This is a genomic window from Bacillus cereus group sp. BfR-BA-01523 (assembly GCF_022662615.1).
Taxonomy (GTDB): domain Bacteria; phylum Bacillota; class Bacilli; order Bacillales; family Bacillaceae_G; genus Bacillus_A; species Bacillus_A mycoides.
The window spans coordinates 395,281-412,689 of the sequence record NZ_JAKUDX010000004.1; the positions used below are offsets into that span (position 1 = coordinate 395,281).

Consider the following 17,409-nt stretch of genomic DNA (forward strand, 5'->3'; position numbering starts at 1 on the left):
TATTTATTGTATGTACGACCCTGTAACTATATAATAATACGTAGTAAGAAAGCCTTTTCAAAAATATTATTCATTCATATAGGGGGTACTTATAGTGGAACGAGTTCAAATGGCCGAAACGCTAGAATTTTCTCGTATTATTCAAGGTTTTTGGCGTTTAGCAGAATGGAATATGCCAAAGCAAGAGTTACTTTCTTTTATTGAAGACTGTATGGATTTGGGGATTACTACTTTCGATCACGCTGATATTTATGGTGGGTATACGTGTGAAGGATTGTTTGGAGAAGCGTTACAATTAAAGCCTTCCTTACGCGAAAATATGCAAATCATCACTAAATGTGGAATCGCTCCCCCATCACCGAAATTTCCAGAACGATATGTTGCTCACTATAATACGAGTGCTGAACATATAATAAAAAGCGCGGAAGATTCATTACAAAACTTACATACAGATTATATTGATGTATTGCTCATCCATCGCCCAGATCCATTTATGAATCCAACTGAAGTGGCAGAAGCGTTCTCACGCTTAAAGCAAGAAGGCAAAGTTCGCCACTTCGGTGTATCTAACTTTTTACCTTCACAATTTAATATGTTAAGTTCGTATTTAGATTTCCCGCTCATTACAAATCAAATTGAAGTATCTGCGATGCAAATGGAGCATTTTGAAAAAGGTACGATTGATTTATGCCAAGAAAAACGAATCAATCCAATGATTTGGTCACCTCTTGCTGGTGGAGAAATCTTTACTGGCCAATCAGAACGCGCCGTACGTGTACGTGAAACTTTACAAAAAATTGCTACTGAGCTAGGCGTTGATAGCATCGATACTGTTATGTATGCATGGTTACTTGCTCATCCAGCTAAAATGATGCCAATTGTTGGCTCTGGCAAATTAGATCGAGTAAAAACGGCTGCAATGGCAACAAAAGTTAATTTAGACCGCCAACAATGGTTTACAATTTTCGAAAGCTCTAACGGTCATCCTGTACCATAATATAAAAAAGAAGAGCTATTTTCTTACAGCTCTTCTTTTTCATATGTATTTCTCGTCATTGCAAATACACACATATCCCTTAATCCATTTCCATCCACCGCAACACTCGCGCTTTCTAAAGTACCCTCTAATTTAAAGCCTAATTTCTCTGGTATCGCTCTACTCTTCTTATTTAGAGAATCACAACGAATTTCTACCCGGTTTGCTTTCAGTTCAGTGAAAGCATAATCCGTTATTCCTTTTGCAGCCTCTACCATATAGCCCTTTCCACTAAACCTTGAATCAATCCAATACCCGATTTCAAATTGAGGTATATCCCAATTAATACGATGTAATCCGGCAGATGCAATAAATTCACCTGTTTCGTTCGAAAAAACTAGTAATCTCAAATCCTCACGCTGCAAAAATTGAATATGCGATTTTCTAATACTCTCTTCTATTTCTTCCTCTGTTTGCTCTTTTTGTGCAAAGACCATCCAAGGTTTTAATTCTTGTATTGAAGCTTGAATTGCGTCATATACAACTTTACCATCACCTGGTTTTGGCATTCGAATAAAAAGCCTGTCAGTATAAAATTCAGAAGGAAAATCGAATAATAACGGATTCACTGTAAACACTCCCTATAATTCTTTTATATATAATAATATCCATCTCAAGTTATATAGTAAAGAAATTTCTGAATTTTAAACTTTTTGATCATTCACTTCCATCGCTACACGAACTCCAGATTCAATCGCACCTTGAATCCATCCGTGATACAGCGTTGTATGATCACCAGCAAAATATATTCTCCCCTCAGGTTTTACAATGACTGGCTGTAATTCTGATTCTTGGCCAGCTTGAAATAGTGCAAACCCTCCAAGCGCATATGGATCTAATGTCCAACTCTTTGATATTCCAGACATGAACTCATCATATACTTGACCGCCTAATATTGTTGCTAAATTTTGTAGTGTGTAATAGATACGATCCCCCTTTGATAACCCATCCCATAACAACGCATCATAAGACCATGTATAGCTTCCTAACATCATAGCAGGCCCTTTCTCTCCGATTCCATGGCTTGGATAATACGCATAACGTATAGGAAGATCTGTTATAATTCTCCCACCTAATTGCCCTTGTTCCTCCCAAAAACGACTTTTAAATTGAATTCCTATTTTTGTAGCTGGCATATAATGCAATTCGCGAATTGTTTTCCACTTCGCATGAGATATCGAATCAAATGGATCTACTTCTACAAATCGCATTGTTGAAAAAGGAATTGTAACAATAACTAAATCCCCTGTAATACTACTATATTCAAAAGTTTCCTCGTTCCGGTAATAGGCTGTTACACTATTGGCTTGTTGATGAAGCTTCATTAATTTTTGATTATATATAATATTTTCTTCTAATTGTGGTAAAAAAGACTTTGGTAATCTATCATTCCCACCTATTATTTCGCAAAATCCGCTCTCCTCTTGCATAATATATAAAAAACGTAACGTCTCAACGAATGACCTTTCTAAAAAACCTTCTAAATCTAATAGAACACCTATCATCTCAATCGTTACTGGCGAAAAATACGTATTATATTGATAAGGATGATATTTTAAAAATTGACCTGTAGAATATTTCCCAAAATCCTTTACTACAATATCCCAATTTTTCTCTGGGTTCTTTTTTATAAAATTTATAATGGGCTGTACCGCTAACATTAATAGTTCCTCAGACGTTTTCCCAACTTCATTCATTTCCACTGGATATCTTAAAATACTTGGATCTTTTTCGTATTGTTTTAATGTCGTTTTCCGACCATTTACGTAGATAATATCTGTCTCATTCCTATTAATAAAAGGGCTCACCTGTAGCCCAAACTTTCTTATATATGCCATCGTTAATGTATGCGAATACGGAATTCTCATCGCTCCAACATCTAAATATAATCCGGTATCTTCCATCCTAACTGTCTCTATGCGGCCACCTACACGGTTGTTCGCTTCAAAAACCTTCACTTCATGCCCTGCTGCTTTTAATAAAGATGCCGAAACTAATCCAGCCATACCAGCCCCTACTACAATGATTTGTTTCGGACGTGTCGTCTTCTTCAATCCCTTATTTATAACTTTTAACGTTTCATCCATCTCATTGTTAAACATTATATCTTTCTGCACAATCCCACCCCTTACTTCATGAAATACAAATTAGTGGTTTAGTGCATTTTATTCATAAATTCACTTAAACATAACACCACCACAATTTGAAAATTCACTAAAAATACATAAGGTGCAGCTCTCCCCCTTCCACATGCTTCATATTATAAACATACAGATAGTAACTGTATGGAAAGGGTGGATACACATGAAACGTACTTACGATTATCAGGCTACAAAAAAACATTTAGAATTAAAGAAACAGCAGCTATGTAAAAAACTCACTAGCGTTAAACTAACTGAAGAAGAACGCAAGCAAATACATTTAGAAATTGATAACTACGAATATATATTAAACTTAGTCGAAATGAATCATTATGAACGAGGATTTTCTCATTAAAAGCGGATAAAAAATTATTCACTTTTCCTTTTGAGCATTTCATTACGCATTTTTCGTAAGTAAATATATAATAGGATGTACATTAAGATTGAGAGGTATATTCTATGATCAAATTAAGTGTATTAGACCAATCACCTATTTCAGATGGTAGCACAGCAGCCCAAGCTATTTCACATACAGTTACGCTTGCACAAGAAGTTGAGAAACTCGGATTCACACGTTTTTGGGTATCCGAGCACCATAATTCAGTTAGCTTAGCTGGTTCAAGTCCAGAAATACTCATTTCACATATTGCCGCGAAAACTGACCGTATTAGAGTTGGTTCTGGTGGTGTTATGCTGCCACATTATAGTCCATATAAAGTTGCCGAGAATTTCCGCGTTTTAGAAGCACTTTATAAGGGCCGCATCGACCTTGGTGTCGGGAGAGCGCCTGGTGGTATGCCGATAGCAACTCGCGCACTTCAAGAAGGTAAAATGGTCTCACTTGATCAATATCCAGAACAAATTGCAGATGTTGCTATGTACTTACATGATCAAGTACCAGAAAACCATCATTATGCAAACTTAAAGGCTACTCCAGTTATCCCAACATCTCCTGAAATGTGGATGCTCGGTTCTAGCGGAGAAAGTGCAATGATTGCCGCAAAGCAAGGCGCTTCTTTTGCATTTGCACAGTTCATTAACGGATACGGTGGCCCTGAAGTAATGAAGGCTTACCAAGAACAATTCCAACCTTCCTATTTAGGTGATAAACCAAAATCAATCGTATCTATTTTTGTTATTTGCGGAGAAACAAATGAAGAAGCGGAGAAGATTGCATCAAGCCTTGATTTATCGATTTTACTATTAGAACAAGGAAAACGGACTACTGGTACTCCTTCTATTGAAACTGCTCAAAATTATTCGTATAGTGCTTATGATCTATTCCGCATAAAAGAAAATCGTCAACGTATGATTGTCGGTGATCCGTCTTCTGTGAAAGAAAAAATATTAAACTTAAGCAAAGCGTATAATACTGACGAATTTATGATTGTCACGATTACTCATCAATTTGAACATAAATTAAACTCTTATCGCCTATTGGCAGATGCTTTTAATTTATAATAACGAAAAAGAGATGCATCACATATGATGCATCTCCTTTTCTTACTACCAATCAATTGTTTTTGCTTCCTATATATTCAATAGCTTCTTTTAATAACTCATCAAAATTATGAGGGTAATCATGATTTAAGTTAGGCACAACTTTATACTTATGTTCTATATTTTTATCCTTTAATAACTTTACAAATTGCTGTGTACCTTCAAAACAATCTTCATCTTGATCCCCACATATTATATATCCTTTTATGCTTTTATCATGCAATATTCCAATCATTTCTTCCCATTCTTCCATTTCCGGGAGCCACGGTGCCACAAAAATAAAACCGTTCACTTCTATTTCACCTTGTAACATGGAATGTAACGCTACTCTTGCCCCAGCAGAAAAGCCACCAATAATAATATTCTCAAATGGTTTATTCACTTTAATCTTATTGTAATGTCCTTTTAACTCTTCTCTTCCTCTTTCGATATTATCCCAAACATATCCATCTGAAAATTGAATTTGGGAAGATTGAGGCAATGCTAGCATAAAACCTTGTTCCATTACAGAGTTCCAATATGGTTCTATTATTTGTATATTTTCTTGATCCCCATGCAGTGTTATTAGTAGATTTTCAGTTTGTTTGCTGTATTTATATTTCACGTCTGCTTGTTCCGATTTCTTTGCTAATTCTTCTCTTTCTTTACATAATTGAACCATTCTATGAAACTCTTCAAATTTATGTAGTGGTTTTAAATCATCATCGGAAATTAAATACTCACTTCCGTACCAAAATCCATTTTCTATAATTGCTTTCTTCATTAAATGCAACGCTTCTTCTTCAAGTCCTGCTGCACTTGCTAATGCATATTTAAAATTATATATTTGTGCTTCATTACCTATTACATCTTTAGCATTATTCATTATATAAGAATACGCTTCAAAACTTCCTTTATTTGCATAACAATGTAACGTTTCATTTAATAACTTAATATAAGTCATATTATTTTCCATATAGGAATTCCCCCGTAACCTTTTATAATAATTGCTTCTCCAATCTTCCTATCATTCTAGGGTCACGGTATAAATGGTTAAATTCTACAATTCAACTTAACAATACCTGATTCTCAGAATGATATTTAATAGTTAATGTATGTATACGCATAATACACCACTCCTTCCTATCCACTAGTTGTAGTATAAAGTTAAATAAACTGAAAAATCAATATTTTAATAAAAAAAAGACAACAATAATATTATTGTTGTTCTCATAACGTCTGCCCACTATTCTTTTTTTTCTTATCTGGTTTACTTGAAACTAAATAATGCTTTTCTGAAATATATAAGTTTCTTTTTAATATACGATTTAAATATGGTCCTAGCTTCACTCCGCATATGAGGCGATCTTCGCTATCTTCAACAATTGGGAACATTTCTTTTTCTGTTACATATTGATCTACGGCCTTTTGTACGATATCAATTTCTTTAACTAGGTTTAAATTTTCTTCTGTATGTTCAAATACTTCAAGCGTTTCCTTCGTTATCAGAAAAAAATTTGTTGGAAATGCAGGTAAATATGGCTTTAACAAATCATAATTTACTGTGTAATCATCATTTACTAAAACTGTATAAACGATATTAGCATTCGTTTCTAGAAACTTCGCCATCGCTTGTTCTAATTCATCTTTCGTAATTTCCCTATCTTCTTTTCCAGTTCTGAAAAAGCGAAACATTGTATCGCCTCCTTTTTACTATATTATAGCATAAAAGAAAACTGAAAAATTATAAAAAACTCTATTGAAAGAATTTTTCAATAGAGTTTTTCTTTAATCCATTTATGTTTATTTTAAGAATGCACTTAACATCCATACATGTTGTTCTAATGTCGTATGAATTGCTAATAGCATATCAGCCGATGTTTCATCATCAGCTTCATCAGCTACTTCCATACCTTCTTTTAATTCTTGAATAAGTGCAGAAAAATCGTTTACTAAAATTTGCACCATTTCTTCTGCAGACTCTTTGCTTGTCCCTTCGATTACCGTTGAAGTTGCTAAATACTCTTTCATTGTCGCTAACGGTTTTCCTTCTAACGCTAAAATACGCTCTGCTAACTCATCAATGTATGTTCCTGCTTCATTATAAAACTCTTCAAATTTCTCATGTAATGTAAAGAAGTGCGGTCCTGTCACATACCAATGATAATTATGCAGTTTGACATATAATACATTCCAGTTTGCTACCTGCTTGTTTAATACTTCAACAACATTCGTTTTCGTACTCATACAATCCACTCCTCTTATCATGTTACTATCTTTTAATGACCTAACTTCATTTTACCATACATTCCCTATTCTTTTGAATGAACAGCTTATATGTAACAAAGTTTTAACAACCTTAATATTTCCCTAATATCATATAATTCATGTATCCTTTCAACTACTTCATATGTCTAATTGTCCAAGCTCACACATATGCATAATAGTAAGTCAAGCTCATCATAGAAGAAAGAGGGATAACATGGACAATCAACAATGGCAAGTAGCAAAGAAAGTCGCTGCTACTTATATCGGAACGGTCGTTGGAGCTGGATTTGCTACTGGGCGAGAAATTGTCGAATTTTTTACAGTTAACGGATTGTACGGAACCATTGGCATATGTATAAGTGGATTTTTTTTTATTTGGCTCGGTACAAAAATGATGTTACTTTCATCACAAATCGGGGCATTTTCAGCGCAAGAATTTAATAAATATTTATTTGGGGATGTATTTGGAAATGTCGTAAATACTTTATTATTACTCGTATTATTTGGCGTAACTAGCGTTATGTTATCAGGAGCCGGGGCAGTATTTGAAGAACAACTTCGTCTCCCGAGACAACTTGGTATTTTCATCACAGTCATCGCCTGCCTCATTATTGGGAGCCGGGGATTACAAGGTGTTTTTGAAGTGAATACACTTGTCGTACCTATTATGATGATTTTCATTATCGGACTTGCTATTACAACCTTTATTCATGGTACAACTCCTATTATTGACACCGTTCCTACAGAAAGTTGGAATATGAAATGGATTACTAGCCCTATTACATATGTTGCATTAAATCTTTCTCTCGCCCAAAGTGTTCTCGTCCCATTGGCCAGTGAAGTAAAAGATCGAAAAGCTATTTTATGGGGTGGTATTTTAGGCGGCGCGGGGCTTTGCTTTATTTTATTATGTAGCCATTTAGCAATATTATCAGTTGAACAATTTTATCAATACAACATCCCAATGGCTGAAGTTGTAAGAAGGTTTAATGCAACTTTCCATTTTTTCTTTGTTCTTATCATTTTTGGTGAAGTATTCACCACATTAGTTGGGAATATATTCGGAATGACAAAACAAATGCAATCCATTACCGGATGGAAAAGTAATAACATTATTTACTTCATATTACTAATTAGTTATTGTTTTAGTTTCATTGGATATAGTGAATTACTTCATATTCTATACCCTATTATCGGTTGGGTGAGCATCATTTTACTACCGATTATTGCCTTTAAACAACTTCAAAAAACATAAAAAAACATCCGTGTATACGGATGTTTTTCATCTTCATTCACAGTCTTCACATACTTCCCAGTACGGCCCCATTTCTACTGCAAGATATGGCTTTAATTGCAAACGAATCATTCGACTTGGCATGCGTTCCAATACGAATTGAATGCCGTCTTCCTCTTCATCCAACTCAACTTTTGAAATAGCAATTCTTTGCATAGTAGTAATAGGGCTTCCATCTTTATATAAAGTGATTTTCACCTCATCATACTCATTAAAATACAATTCAACATTCATTTGCTTTTTTAACATTTCATCAACAATTTCATAATTATCATTTTGTTCCTGGATTATATATTTCCAGCCACCTCTATCTAATTTTATCGGAGCAGCTTGGAATAATGTCATCAAATCCTCGTATAGCATAAGATAACCCCTCTCTTACTAAAAAACGATGAGTATTTTATATACCCTTTATCTCTATCACTATCCATGTTTATTGTACCATATATCACGAATCTTACTGCATTCATTTGCTTTATAAACACATACAAAACATATAGTATTTTCAGTTCACTCTCTATTCACTAGTACGTCCTCTTACTGATAACTTATCACTTTCCTTATTCCCTACACACTACTTATAACTCTTAAAAAACCACAAAAAAGAAGAGTAATTTATATCACTCTCCTCATAAGACTTTTCCTGTAGCTGCTAATGCTAACACTATAATTAAACTTGCAAATAATAGTGATACAATTAAACTAAAAATCGGTAATATTTTCTTTTCATTCTTCTTAAATAATAACCTTAAACTAAGAATGATATTTAATGGAACAAATATAAAATAAAAGTATTTAACGATTTGTAATGAGCTATTTGAAAGTGTTTTAAATACAAACACTTCAATTAAAAAAGCAACAAAGAATAAAATGCTTAACCAAAACGAGACATAGCTAAGCCAAGAATGTCTTTTCGTTCCCCAATACACTCCCATACTGATCTCCTTTAAACGTAGTCTATATTATATTAATTATACACCCGCTTAACAAATTCCTCTATTTTTCGACAAACATTAAATACATCGAACCTCTAATCCGTTTATCAGCTAAAAGACTGTCTCTAATAGCACTAATGCTATTTTGAGACAGCCTCCCCTTTTTATACTTTAAATCTTTCAATTAATACTTGTAACTCTTCAGCCATTTGAGATAGTGTACCAGCCGCAGAACCAATTTCTTCCATAGAAGCTAACTGCTCCTCAGCTGACGCTGCAACACTTTGTGTACTCGTCGCATTATTTTGTGCCGTCATAGCAATTTGACCAACCGAAATAGATACTTCATTTGCACCTTTTGACATCCCATTAGCTGTTTCAACCATCGTTTTAATTTGGTCAGCAATTTCATTTGTAGATTGTAAAATTTCAGTGAAATTTTGTTTTGTTTCATTTGCGATAACAAGTCCAGATTGCACTTCTTCATTTACATTATTCATAGATTTTACTGTCTTACTCATATCATCTTGTATTTCACAAATTAATTTACTAATTTCACTTGATGATACACTAGATTGTTCTGCTAATTTTCGTACTTCATCAGCAACAATTGCAAAGCCTCTTCCATGCTCACCAGCTCTTGCAGCCTCAATTGCTGCATTTAAAGCTAGAAGATTTGTCTGATCTGCAATATTTTGAATAACTTCTAAAATATCACCAATTTGCTTTGATTTGTTATTCAACAACTGAATAACAGCATCTGACTGTGAAACAGATTCCGCAATAGATTGCATTTGATTTACTGTTTTTCCAACTAGCTTTCCACCATCTTCTGCTTTTTCGCGAGTGTGAGCAGAAGCAGTATTAATAGATGATGAGCTATTTGCTACATGCTGAATCCCTTCTGTTACATCAAACAGTAACATAGCACCATTTTCTACGCTTGCTGTTTGCGTCGTTGCACCACTTGATATTTCATCCATTGCTGATGTAATTTGTTCAGTCGCTTCACTCGCTTGTCTCACACTTGCTGTTAACTCTTCAGATGCAGCTGCAACATGCCCTGCTGAAGTATTAATTCTTCCAATTAACGTTCTTAGTGAATCTGTCATTTCATTAAAACCTTTTGCAAGTTGACCGATTTCATCGTTTGAATGAATTTCAATTGTTTGCGTTAAATCTCCTTCACTTATTTCTTTAGAAGTGGCAACTAATCTCTTTAAAGGTTTTGTAATAGAAAGAGTTACGAAATAAATAAGTGCCCCTCCTACAACTAATGAAATAAGCATAACAATTAACATATTATAAAATACAGGCTGAGCAGCTTCAATTACTTCATTTGAGTACATCGTTCCACCGATTTTCCAACCTGTTTTTAAGTTTGTAGCAAATACCATTTTCTTTTCACTACCATCATACGTGTATGAAAAAGTGCCTTGATTATCTTCGTAAATTCTCTTTGCCCAAGAATCAGCTGCTTTATCTCCTGGTTTTTCTTGAGGATGCGCAATTATTTTTTGTTTTCCATCTAAAATGAAAGTATATCCTTTTTTACCAATATTGATTAACTTTGTTGTTTTCAATAAATTCTCTAAACTTAAATCTACCGCAACAACACCATTTTTATCTTCTGTTTGTTTCGCGATCGTTACGACAATATGTCCATTTCCTTTCGCCTTATACGGTTCAGTGACCACGATTCCACCTTGTTTACTCACTGCATCTTTATACCAAGAACGAGTTGTTGGATCATAATCTGCTGCCATTTGTATATTTGGTTCTTGCACAAACTTCTTATCATTGCCGGCAACATATACTTGTTCAATATCTTTATTTAAATTAATATATTGAGATAACACCTTTCTTAATTCATCTTGATTATCTCCTTGATACATATCACTATGAATCACTCGTGCAAAGTTATTTACTTCGTTAAATTTCGCCTCAATCATTTGATTGATTAAATTATCTAATATTTTTATATTATCGTGAGCACTACTCGTAATTTGTGATTCAAAATTCTTTTTAGCCGTTTGATAAGACATTCCTCCAATAATAGAGACAGCTGCAATTAAAATTATCAAAAATGAAATTAATAGCTTTTTTGCTACTTTTATATCTCGAAACCACCTTAACAGTTTACTCATTATAAACCTCCTGCATTTAAATATTAAGTTTTAAAGATAAATAACCAATTATGAATATATCCCATTCCCTATCCTCTATTTTTACAATTCGTTTTTGATAAACACCTTGTAAAGTTTAAACAAATATTCCCCCTTTGTCTATATATATGAATAATATTATTATAAAATTTACAAATACAAAAAACCAAAGGAATAGTCCTTTGGTTTTTTACATTTTTTTATGTTGTTTAGAAATCTTCTTCCACTTATCACGCTCAGCTCTTGCGAGAATAGCATCTTGTTTTCTCATAAAATACGCTAATTCTCTTTGCAACTTTTTATAGCTTTGCAAACGATTTATCGTCATTAGCCCGTTATCAATCGCTTTATGCACTGCGCATCCTGGTTCATTCTCATGTTTACAATCTCGAAAGCGGCAAGTATTTGCAAGATCTTCAATATCAGAAAATGTAGTTTGAATTGCCGCGCTTCCTTCCCAAAGCTGAAGTTCCCTCATACCAGGAGTATCAATTACTAAACCGCCACTCGGTAATTGGAACAATTCACGGTGAGTTGTCGTATGTCTTCCTTTACTATCTTCTTCACGTATATCTCCGGTTTTTGCTACATCTGTTCCTATTAATGCATTTAACAAAGTAGATTTTCCTGCACCTGAAGATCCAACTAAAGCAACTGTTTTTCCTGGTGAGACAAATTGTTGCAATGATTCTATTCCGACGTACACTAAGCTATCAACAACAAATATAGGAACACCGATTGCTACCGCTTCAGTTTCTGCAATTTTCTGTTCCACATCTTCACATAAACTACTCTTCGTTAAAACAATAACAGGCATTGCACCGCTCTCATAAGCCACCAGCAAATAACGTTCCATCCTTCTTACGTTGAAATCATGGTTAAGTGCATTCACTAAAAATAGATAATCTACATTTGTTGCGATAATTTGTTCTTCAGTTCTGTTACCAGCTTCTTGTCTTGAAAAAGAACTTCTTCTCGGAAAAATACGGTGAATAATTGCCTTTTTCTCATTTTCTATTTTCTTTATATATACCCAATCCCCAACTGCCGGATAATCTCCCTTCGTTAACGCTTCATGACGAAACTTCCCAGACAGTTCCGCTACATATTCACCATCATTACAAATAATCCGATATATATGCTTATGCTCAAGTAAAATACGCCCTACTTCATAGTTCTCTACAGCTTGTTCTTCAAAAAAAGAATCCCATCCGAAAGATTCTAAAATATTTTGATCCAAATTGATATCCTCCCTAGTTTGAACTTAGTGGAAGGATCGTGCGCTCACTTATAGAGTATCGCCCTTTCCGTCCACCTTTGTATTTGGTTTATTATTCATATAAGTTAATTTCGCCATAATACATCACCCCGTTCTTATTTTAATTACTCTCATTATATGGAATATTGATTTAAAAAGCTACCTCATTTAACGTAATTTTCAAATAACTTATTTTTTAGCATTTTAATTTGTCCGCGATGACTAATTTCATCTTCTAGCACATGAAACCAAAGGTAGTGCTGATTATACGCTACGCCATTAGGCCACTTTCTTTCTGACATTAGCCATTCGTCATCCTGTTCACTCAAACACTTTAGTGTTTCTTCTCTCACTTTTTGCAAAAGTTGTACATAATACGGTATGTCATAGCCACGAATAGATTTCCCTGCTTCCCCTAAATACAGTGCATCTTCCCATATTTCTAATTCTTCTTTTGTAAAGTCACGCTTTTGAAATGAAATAAGCTGATGTGCTTTTTCAATAGCTGCTATATGCTTTAGTAACGCTCCGATGGAATTCCCTCCACTCGGCATAATTAAATCTAATTGCTCAACTGATAGCTCGTTTATTTCCTGTAATGTTACAGCCCTCGTATGTTCCAGCATGCTTACTAATTCCCCTATATTTTTTGTATAACCATCTACACTTCTTATTCGATAATCTATATTCATATCACGCACCCCTTTCTACATTCATATTAAGGAATAACCGCTTCATACAATAGACTGAAATATATCAGATTTTTCTGTTATAATTAAATTAAATACGGAATAAACCTAAACAAACTTTCTCAATATGCTTATATGAAATATTAAAAGGAATCAATATCAAATTATCGAATCTTATTCACTAAAAGGAGTGGATTCGATGGAAATGTATCAATGGCTAACCGCTGTTCTCGTTGGTGGCATTACTGGCTTCGTTTCCCATCTGATCAATAACCAAGGCAAGTTATTGCTTCCACGCCGTTTAAAAACTTTTTTTCATTTTGGATTTTTAACTGATATTTTTACAGGTAGCCTCGCCGCACTTCTTGGACTCGTTTTATTCGATGTCACCTTAATAAAAGAAATTATAAAAGTCTCCATTGTGACCGCTATTTCCGGTCAAACGTTTTTACTTCACCAAGCTCTTGGTGGTGAACAGGCTAAAAATACGCAAATTGGGAAAGCTGATGAGAAAATCCAAGAAATTGACAAACTATTACGACGTTAGTCTATACTTTCTCTAAAAATTATTGTTATAATAAAAAATAAATATTTTCTATTGCGTCGTTTGTCAGAAGAAAGGGTGTTTCGTATGACAAAAAAGAAAATAGAAGATTTCTTAACAAACACCGAAAAAGAGGAACTGCTAGAAAACTATAAATGTTTACGAGAAGCCCGCACAAAAAGCGAAGCTAACTATTTTGGTGAGGCAGTAGACCATCTATTAAATAAAGTAAAAAAACGAATTATTAAAGAAGCAGGAATACATGATGAAAATGCGGCAACAGTTCAATCTAAACGAAAAGCACTGTTTTAGCTAAAACAGTGCTTTTTATTATGGCATTTTTCACATTACTTTCACATCTATTTCACAAATGTAAGTATTCCTATATGTTAAACTAAGTATATCCTTTTCCAAGGAACTATATGCCGATATATAAATCCCTATCTCTTTAGGGATTTTTTATTTTTTTGGATTTCCCCATAATTTTATTACAATACATTTCTATTATTTGTCTACTTTTTTTACCCCCTGTACTCAAAAGCTCCTTCATGTATTTCTTCTCTTTTTAACTAATCTTCTAAAATAGATTCAATCTCTTTCATAACTTTTTCATTCAATGAAACATCCACTGCTCTTACACTTTCTCTTATTTGCTCTGCCCGCTTCCCGCCAGGAATAACAGTATCAATTCCTTTTTTGTTTAATAACCACGCTAAAGCTAAATGCGATACTTCGAGATTCTTTTCTTTAGATAAGCCTTTTAACTTCTCAACTTTCTTAAAGTTACTCTTATATGTATTTTCTTCAAATAGATTTACACTTTGACGCCAATCGCCTTCGTTTAATTTAAAATTTTCTGTATATTTCCCGCCTAGTATCCCAAAAGCAAGAGGCCCGTACGGTATAAATGAAATACCTGATTCTATACAATATGGCAAAAGTTCTTCCCCAGCAGCACGATCCAACATATTATACGGTGATTGTACAACATCTATATGTCCGTGCTGATTCGCTTCTTTTAATTGCTCTACATTTACGTTAGATATTCCAATTGAACGAATTTTCCCCTCTTCTTTTAGGCGAGTAAGTTCTCCAATTGAATCTATGTAACTTGTTTCAGGATTTGTAAAATGTAAATAATATAAATCAATATAATCAGTTTGTAATCTTCTTAAGCTATTTTCCACAGCATTTCTTAAATAGCTTCGTTCATTATTAATATGAACCTCTCCATTTAATAACGGCTGAATTCCACCTTTTGTAGCAAGTACAAACTCGTGGCGTTTTCCTTTTAATACTTCTCCTACTAATTCTTCTGATCTGCCAAACCCATACGAGTCTGCTGTATCAAAAAATGTAATTCCTTGTTGGATCGCTTCTTCAATCATTTGTTTTCCTTCTTCTTCATTCACATTTGCATATAAATTATGTCCCCCAACAGCGTTTGTTCCTAACCCCAACTTCGAAATATTTAGTCCTGCCTTTTGCAATTTTGTATACTTCATTTTTTATCCCCCTATATTTCTATTGTTCGATTATATTCGAACAATAGAAATATACCACTTTATATGTTATAGTGCAAATATATTAACTTATACAAGCAGGTGAAAAAATGCGTACTCTCTATCATCCAAATCGAGCAGAAATTCAATTCTCTTCTGTCTTATATGCACTTAGCGATCAAATTCGTTTACAAATTGTAACTATGCTACTAGAGAAAAATGAACAATCTTGTGGTGCGTTAAACATTCCAATTGCAAAATCAACTTTATCTCATCATTTCAAAGTGTTACGTGAATCAGGTGTGATGTACACACGTCTTGAAGGTACGCAACGTTTCATTTCAATTCGTGAAGATGATTTAAATGCTCGATTCCCTGGTTTATTAGATGTTGTAATACATGCGACAGAACCATACTAAAAAACATCTCATATAAATATGAGATGTTTTTTAGTAATTACTATTCTTTTAATAAATCTATTAATCCATTCCCTTCAGATGTACGTTCATACCCTAAAGGTACAGTCCTTTTTATAAGTTGCGCATATATTTCCGGCTCTGATAATTTTCTACCATACTCTCTCTCACACTGCTTTATGAGAAGTGCTAGCGCCCCAGCGACATGCGGCGTCGCCATTGAAGTACCACTTAATACCGCATATTTCCCCTCTGGATACGTAGACAGTATTTCATCACCCGGCGCTACTAAATCAATTTCTTGATTTGAATTACTAAAGCATGAAATTTTCCGTTCTAAATTAACAGCACCTACTTCAATTACTTCAGAATAAGCACCTGGAAAATCTAATTCTTCAGTATCATCGTTACAATCTCCATCATTTCCTGCAGCGCACACGACAAGTACGTCTTGTTTTACCGCATTTTGAATAGCTTCATGTAACTCTTGTACATCTTGCGGACCACCAAGTGACATTGAAATAATTCTTACTTTCTCTTTATTCGGTCCTCTCCAATTTACAGCATAATGAATGGCCTCAATAATTTGCTCATAACTTCCAGAACCATCTCCAGCTAATACTTTTAAAACTAACATTTTAGAAAGTGGTGCGACTCCTAGTACACCCACTCCATTTTCAGTCGCTGCAATTGTCCCCGCTACATGAGTACCATGCCCATTATTATCAAGATAAATATTGGGATTTCCTTCATAATCTTTTGTGAAATTTCTCCCACCAATAATACGATCTTTTAAATCTACATGATTTACATCACAACCTGTATCTAAAACAGCAACGACAATGTCTTTTCCTTTCGCGCTCTTTTCCCATACTTGCGGAGCATGAATCAATTGTACACCTGGTGGAATTTCATTTACTTGTTCAACCACTTTATTTACAGTAAACGGAATTAATTTAATGCCTTTTTGTTTATTCGCTGTACTACTATTCATCGTAATCCCTCCTGAAAATATATTATTTTCATTTCAGACCACTATTGAATGCGTTTAGATTTAACATTCGTTTTATTCGTTCCATTTCCCTTCCTCTCAAATGTTTCTCAATAAACAAAAGAAAAGGACCATTAATGGTCCTTTTCTTTTTCAGTTTTTCAATAGAATAATATAAAGTGAAACTATAATCAGTGGGTGGTGTTCATCCCCCACTGATTATTAGCCCTCACCAATCGGGCTTTTACGGGCAGCCCGACTCCCACCTAACTTCTTTGCTTCAGCCGAGTTTTGAGGTGGGAGTTTTACTGCCCACAAATAGCGGGATAAATTAAGACTAAATCTTACTCTTGTTCAAAAACTGCTCAATTTCTTTTATTACATGTTTTGCGCCTTCTATACTAACAGTAATGTTTCCATTTGCTAATGAAATATTTTGGTCTGAAACATCACCTGTTATTTGACAAGCATTGTAAGGTTGATATTTTTGTAAAATGACTTTGTCTTCTTCTACAAAAATTTCAAGTGGTGATTTGATTTGTATTCCTAATACATCTCGTAATTCTTTAGGAATAACTATCCGTCCCAATTCATCTACTTTTCGAATAATTCCTGTTGCTTTCATGTTACTCCCCCCTTACTCTCTATTATTTTTTTCACCTCGCTATTTTCATTTTATCACTATACATTT

At 34.1% G+C, this 17,409-nt stretch carries 20 protein-coding genes and 1 pseudogene; 7 read left to right on the forward strand and 14 right to left on the reverse strand.

Translation table 11 applies throughout. The annotated features are described in order from the left end of the window. Positions 1 to 94 precede the first annotated feature (94 nt). A complete protein-coding gene (locus tag MR066_RS13965; protein WP_242247497.1) occupies positions 95 to 997 on the forward strand; it encodes an aldo/keto reductase in 903 nt (300 codons plus the stop codon). A 23-nt stretch (positions 998 to 1,020) separates the two neighbouring features. On the opposite strand, the gene MR066_RS13970 is transcribed toward MR066_RS13965, so the two are convergent. Both MR066_RS13970 and MR066_RS13975 read right to left on the reverse strand, forming a co-directional pair. Next, positions 1,021 to 1,605, reverse strand: coding sequence for a GNAT family N-acetyltransferase (locus MR066_RS13970; RefSeq protein WP_002126982.1), 585 nt, complete (start codon positions 1,603 to 1,605; stop codon positions 1,021 to 1,023). A 75-nt stretch (positions 1,606 to 1,680) separates the two neighbouring features. Then, positions 1,681 to 3,153 carry a flavin monoamine oxidase family protein gene (locus tag MR066_RS13975; protein WP_201038386.1) on the reverse strand — a complete coding sequence of 491 codons (1,473 nt, stop codon included), beginning with the start codon at positions 3,151 to 3,153 and terminating at the stop codon, positions 1,681 to 1,683. Between the two features lie 187 nt (positions 3,154 to 3,340). On the opposite strand from MR066_RS13975, the gene MR066_RS13980 reads away from it, so the two are divergent. Both MR066_RS13980 and MR066_RS13985 read left to right on the forward strand, forming a co-directional pair. Further along, complete coding sequence (locus MR066_RS13980) at positions 3,341 to 3,532, forward strand: DUF3896 family protein (protein ID WP_002012420.1); 192 nt, start codon at positions 3,341 to 3,343, stop codon at positions 3,530 to 3,532. 104 nt (positions 3,533 to 3,636) lie between these two features. Continuing rightward, entirely contained in the window at positions 3,637 to 4,638 is a 1,002-nt protein-coding gene (locus tag MR066_RS13985; RefSeq protein WP_002012419.1) for an LLM class flavin-dependent oxidoreductase, read from the forward strand. Between the two features lie 52 nt (positions 4,639 to 4,690). Here MR066_RS13985 and MR066_RS13990 read toward each other — a convergent pair whose 3' ends face one another. The 3 genes from MR066_RS13990 to MR066_RS14000 form a co-directional block, all read right to left on the reverse strand. Further along, a complete protein-coding gene (locus MR066_RS13990; RefSeq protein ID WP_242247498.1) occupies positions 4,691 to 5,632 on the reverse strand; it encodes an alpha/beta hydrolase in 942 nt (313 codons plus the stop codon). A 254-nt stretch (positions 5,633 to 5,886) separates the two neighbouring features. After that, positions 5,887 to 6,351, reverse strand: coding sequence for a DUF3939 domain-containing protein (locus MR066_RS13995; RefSeq protein WP_088039246.1), 465 nt, complete (start codon positions 6,349 to 6,351; stop codon positions 5,887 to 5,889). Positions 6,352 to 6,459: 108 nt separating this feature from the next. Then, positions 6,460 to 6,903 (reverse strand): Dps family protein, encoded by a 444-nt coding sequence (locus MR066_RS14000; protein ID WP_002012416.1) that lies wholly within the window; start codon positions 6,901 to 6,903, stop codon positions 6,460 to 6,462. Positions 6,904 to 7,138: 235 nt separating this feature from the next. Here MR066_RS14000 and MR066_RS14005 point away from each other — a divergent pair, with 235 nt between their 5' ends. Beyond that, on the forward strand, positions 7,139 to 8,179 hold the full coding sequence (locus MR066_RS14005) for a YkvI family membrane protein (protein WP_002031445.1): 1,041 nt from the start codon (positions 7,139 to 7,141) through the stop codon (positions 8,177 to 8,179). A gap of 33 nt (positions 8,180 to 8,212) precedes the next feature. Here MR066_RS14005 and MR066_RS14010 read toward each other — a convergent pair whose 3' ends face one another. The 5 genes from MR066_RS14010 to MR066_RS14030 form a co-directional block, all read right to left on the reverse strand. Continuing rightward, positions 8,213 to 8,581, reverse strand: coding sequence for a DUF3979 family protein (locus tag MR066_RS14010; protein ID WP_002126974.1), 369 nt, complete (start codon positions 8,579 to 8,581; stop codon positions 8,213 to 8,215). A gap of 266 nt (positions 8,582 to 8,847) precedes the next feature. Further along, positions 8,848 to 9,153: a hypothetical protein gene (locus MR066_RS14015; protein WP_002012413.1), complete on the reverse strand. Its 306-nt coding sequence runs from the start codon at positions 9,151 to 9,153 to the stop codon at positions 8,848 to 8,850. A 164-nt stretch (positions 9,154 to 9,317) separates the two neighbouring features. Next, on the reverse strand, positions 9,318 to 11,300 hold the full coding sequence (locus MR066_RS14020; protein WP_002012412.1) for a methyl-accepting chemotaxis protein: 1,983 nt from the start codon (positions 11,298 to 11,300) through the stop codon (positions 9,318 to 9,320). Between the two features lie 208 nt (positions 11,301 to 11,508). Beyond that, entirely contained in the window at positions 11,509 to 12,558 is a 1,050-nt protein-coding gene (gene rsgA / locus MR066_RS14025; protein WP_044444234.1) for a ribosome small subunit-dependent GTPase A, read from the reverse strand. Positions 12,559 to 12,740: 182 nt separating this feature from the next. After that, on the reverse strand, positions 12,741 to 13,268 hold the full coding sequence (locus tag MR066_RS14030; RefSeq protein ID WP_002168592.1) for a DinB family protein: 528 nt from the start codon (positions 13,266 to 13,268) through the stop codon (positions 12,741 to 12,743). Positions 13,269 to 13,464: 196 nt separating this feature from the next. On the opposite strand from MR066_RS14030, the gene MR066_RS14035 reads away from it, so the two are divergent. Both MR066_RS14035 and MR066_RS14040 read left to right on the forward strand, forming a co-directional pair. Next, complete coding sequence (locus tag MR066_RS14035) at positions 13,465 to 13,812, forward strand: DUF4257 domain-containing protein (protein WP_000426320.1); 348 nt, start codon at positions 13,465 to 13,467, stop codon at positions 13,810 to 13,812. Between the two features lie 84 nt (positions 13,813 to 13,896). Beyond that, positions 13,897 to 14,121 (forward strand): hypothetical protein, encoded by a 225-nt coding sequence (locus MR066_RS14040; RefSeq protein WP_002141385.1) that lies wholly within the window; start codon positions 13,897 to 13,899, stop codon positions 14,119 to 14,121. Positions 14,122 to 14,151: 30 nt separating this feature from the next. Here the strand turns inward: MR066_RS14040 and MR066_RS27380 are convergent. Together MR066_RS27380 and MR066_RS14045 are read right to left on the reverse strand one after the other, a co-directional pair. Beyond that, positions 14,152 to 14,359, reverse strand: a pseudogene (locus MR066_RS27380) (hypothetical protein). 19 nt (positions 14,360 to 14,378) lie between these two features. Then, entirely contained in the window at positions 14,379 to 15,314 is a 936-nt protein-coding gene (locus MR066_RS14045) for an aldo/keto reductase (protein WP_242247499.1), read from the reverse strand. 107 nt (positions 15,315 to 15,421) lie between these two features. Between MR066_RS14045 and MR066_RS14050 the strand changes: the two genes are divergently transcribed. After that, positions 15,422 to 15,730, forward strand: coding sequence for an ArsR/SmtB family transcription factor (locus MR066_RS14050; RefSeq protein ID WP_242247500.1), 309 nt, complete (start codon positions 15,422 to 15,424; stop codon positions 15,728 to 15,730). Between the two features lie 40 nt (positions 15,731 to 15,770). On the opposite strand, the gene MR066_RS14055 is transcribed toward MR066_RS14050, so the two are convergent. Together MR066_RS14055 and MR066_RS14060 are read right to left on the reverse strand one after the other, a co-directional pair. After that, a complete protein-coding gene (locus tag MR066_RS14055; protein ID WP_016102180.1) occupies positions 15,771 to 16,721 on the reverse strand; it encodes a serine protease in 951 nt (316 codons plus the stop codon). A 334-nt stretch (positions 16,722 to 17,055) separates the two neighbouring features. Beyond that, on the reverse strand, positions 17,056 to 17,343 hold the full coding sequence (locus MR066_RS14060) for an AbrB/MazE/SpoVT family DNA-binding domain-containing protein (protein WP_002012401.1): 288 nt from the start codon (positions 17,341 to 17,343) through the stop codon (positions 17,056 to 17,058). Between the last annotated feature and the right edge of the window lie 66 nt (positions 17,344 to 17,409).

Bases quoted from the DNA above. Each gene is read 5' to 3' on its own strand.
- MR066_RS13980 (WP_002012420.1), top strand. From the start codon at position 3,341: ATGAAACGTACTTACGATTATCAGGCTACAAAAAAACATTTAGAATTA.
- MR066_RS13995 (WP_088039246.1), bottom strand. From the start codon at position 6,351: ATGTTTCGCTTTTTCAGAACTGGAAAAGAAGATAGGGAAATTACGAAA.
- MR066_RS14045 (WP_242247499.1), bottom strand. From the start codon at position 15,314: ATGAAGTATACAAAATTGCAAAAGGCAGGACTAAATATTTCGAAGTTG.
- MR066_RS14035 (WP_000426320.1), top strand. From the start codon at position 13,465: ATGGAAATGTATCAATGGCTAACCGCTGTTCTCGTTGGTGGCATTACT.
- MR066_RS14020 (WP_002012412.1), bottom strand. From the start codon at position 11,300: ATGAGTAAACTGTTAAGGTGGTTTCGAGATATAAAAGTAGCAAAAAAG.
- MR066_RS14015 (WP_002012413.1), bottom strand. From the start codon at position 9,153: ATGGGAGTGTATTGGGGAACGAAAAGACATTCTTGGCTTAGCTATGTC.
- MR066_RS13990 (WP_242247498.1), bottom strand. From the start codon at position 5,632: ATGGAAAATAATATGACTTATATTAAGTTATTAAATGAAACGTTACAT.
- MR066_RS14010 (WP_002126974.1), bottom strand. From the start codon at position 8,581: ATGCTATACGAGGATTTGATGACATTATTCCAAGCTGCTCCGATAAAA.
- MR066_RS14050 (WP_242247500.1), top strand. From the start codon at position 15,422: ATGCGTACTCTCTATCATCCAAATCGAGCAGAAATTCAATTCTCTTCT.
- MR066_RS14005 (WP_002031445.1), top strand. From the start codon at position 7,139: ATGGACAATCAACAATGGCAAGTAGCAAAGAAAGTCGCTGCTACTTAT.
- MR066_RS14030 (WP_002168592.1), bottom strand. From the start codon at position 13,268: ATGAATATAGATTATCGAATAAGAAGTGTAGATGGTTATACAAAAAAT.
- MR066_RS14000 (WP_002012416.1), bottom strand. From the start codon at position 6,903: ATGAGTACGAAAACGAATGTTGTTGAAGTATTAAACAAGCAGGTAGCA.
- MR066_RS14060 (WP_002012401.1), bottom strand. From the start codon at position 17,343: ATGAAAGCAACAGGAATTATTCGAAAAGTAGATGAATTGGGACGGATA.
- MR066_RS13985 (WP_002012419.1), top strand. From the start codon at position 3,637: ATGATCAAATTAAGTGTATTAGACCAATCACCTATTTCAGATGGTAGC.
- MR066_RS14055 (WP_016102180.1), bottom strand. From the start codon at position 16,721: ATGAATAGTAGTACAGCGAATAAACAAAAAGGCATTAAATTAATTCCG.
- MR066_RS14040 (WP_002141385.1), top strand. From the start codon at position 13,897: ATGACAAAAAAGAAAATAGAAGATTTCTTAACAAACACCGAAAAAGAG.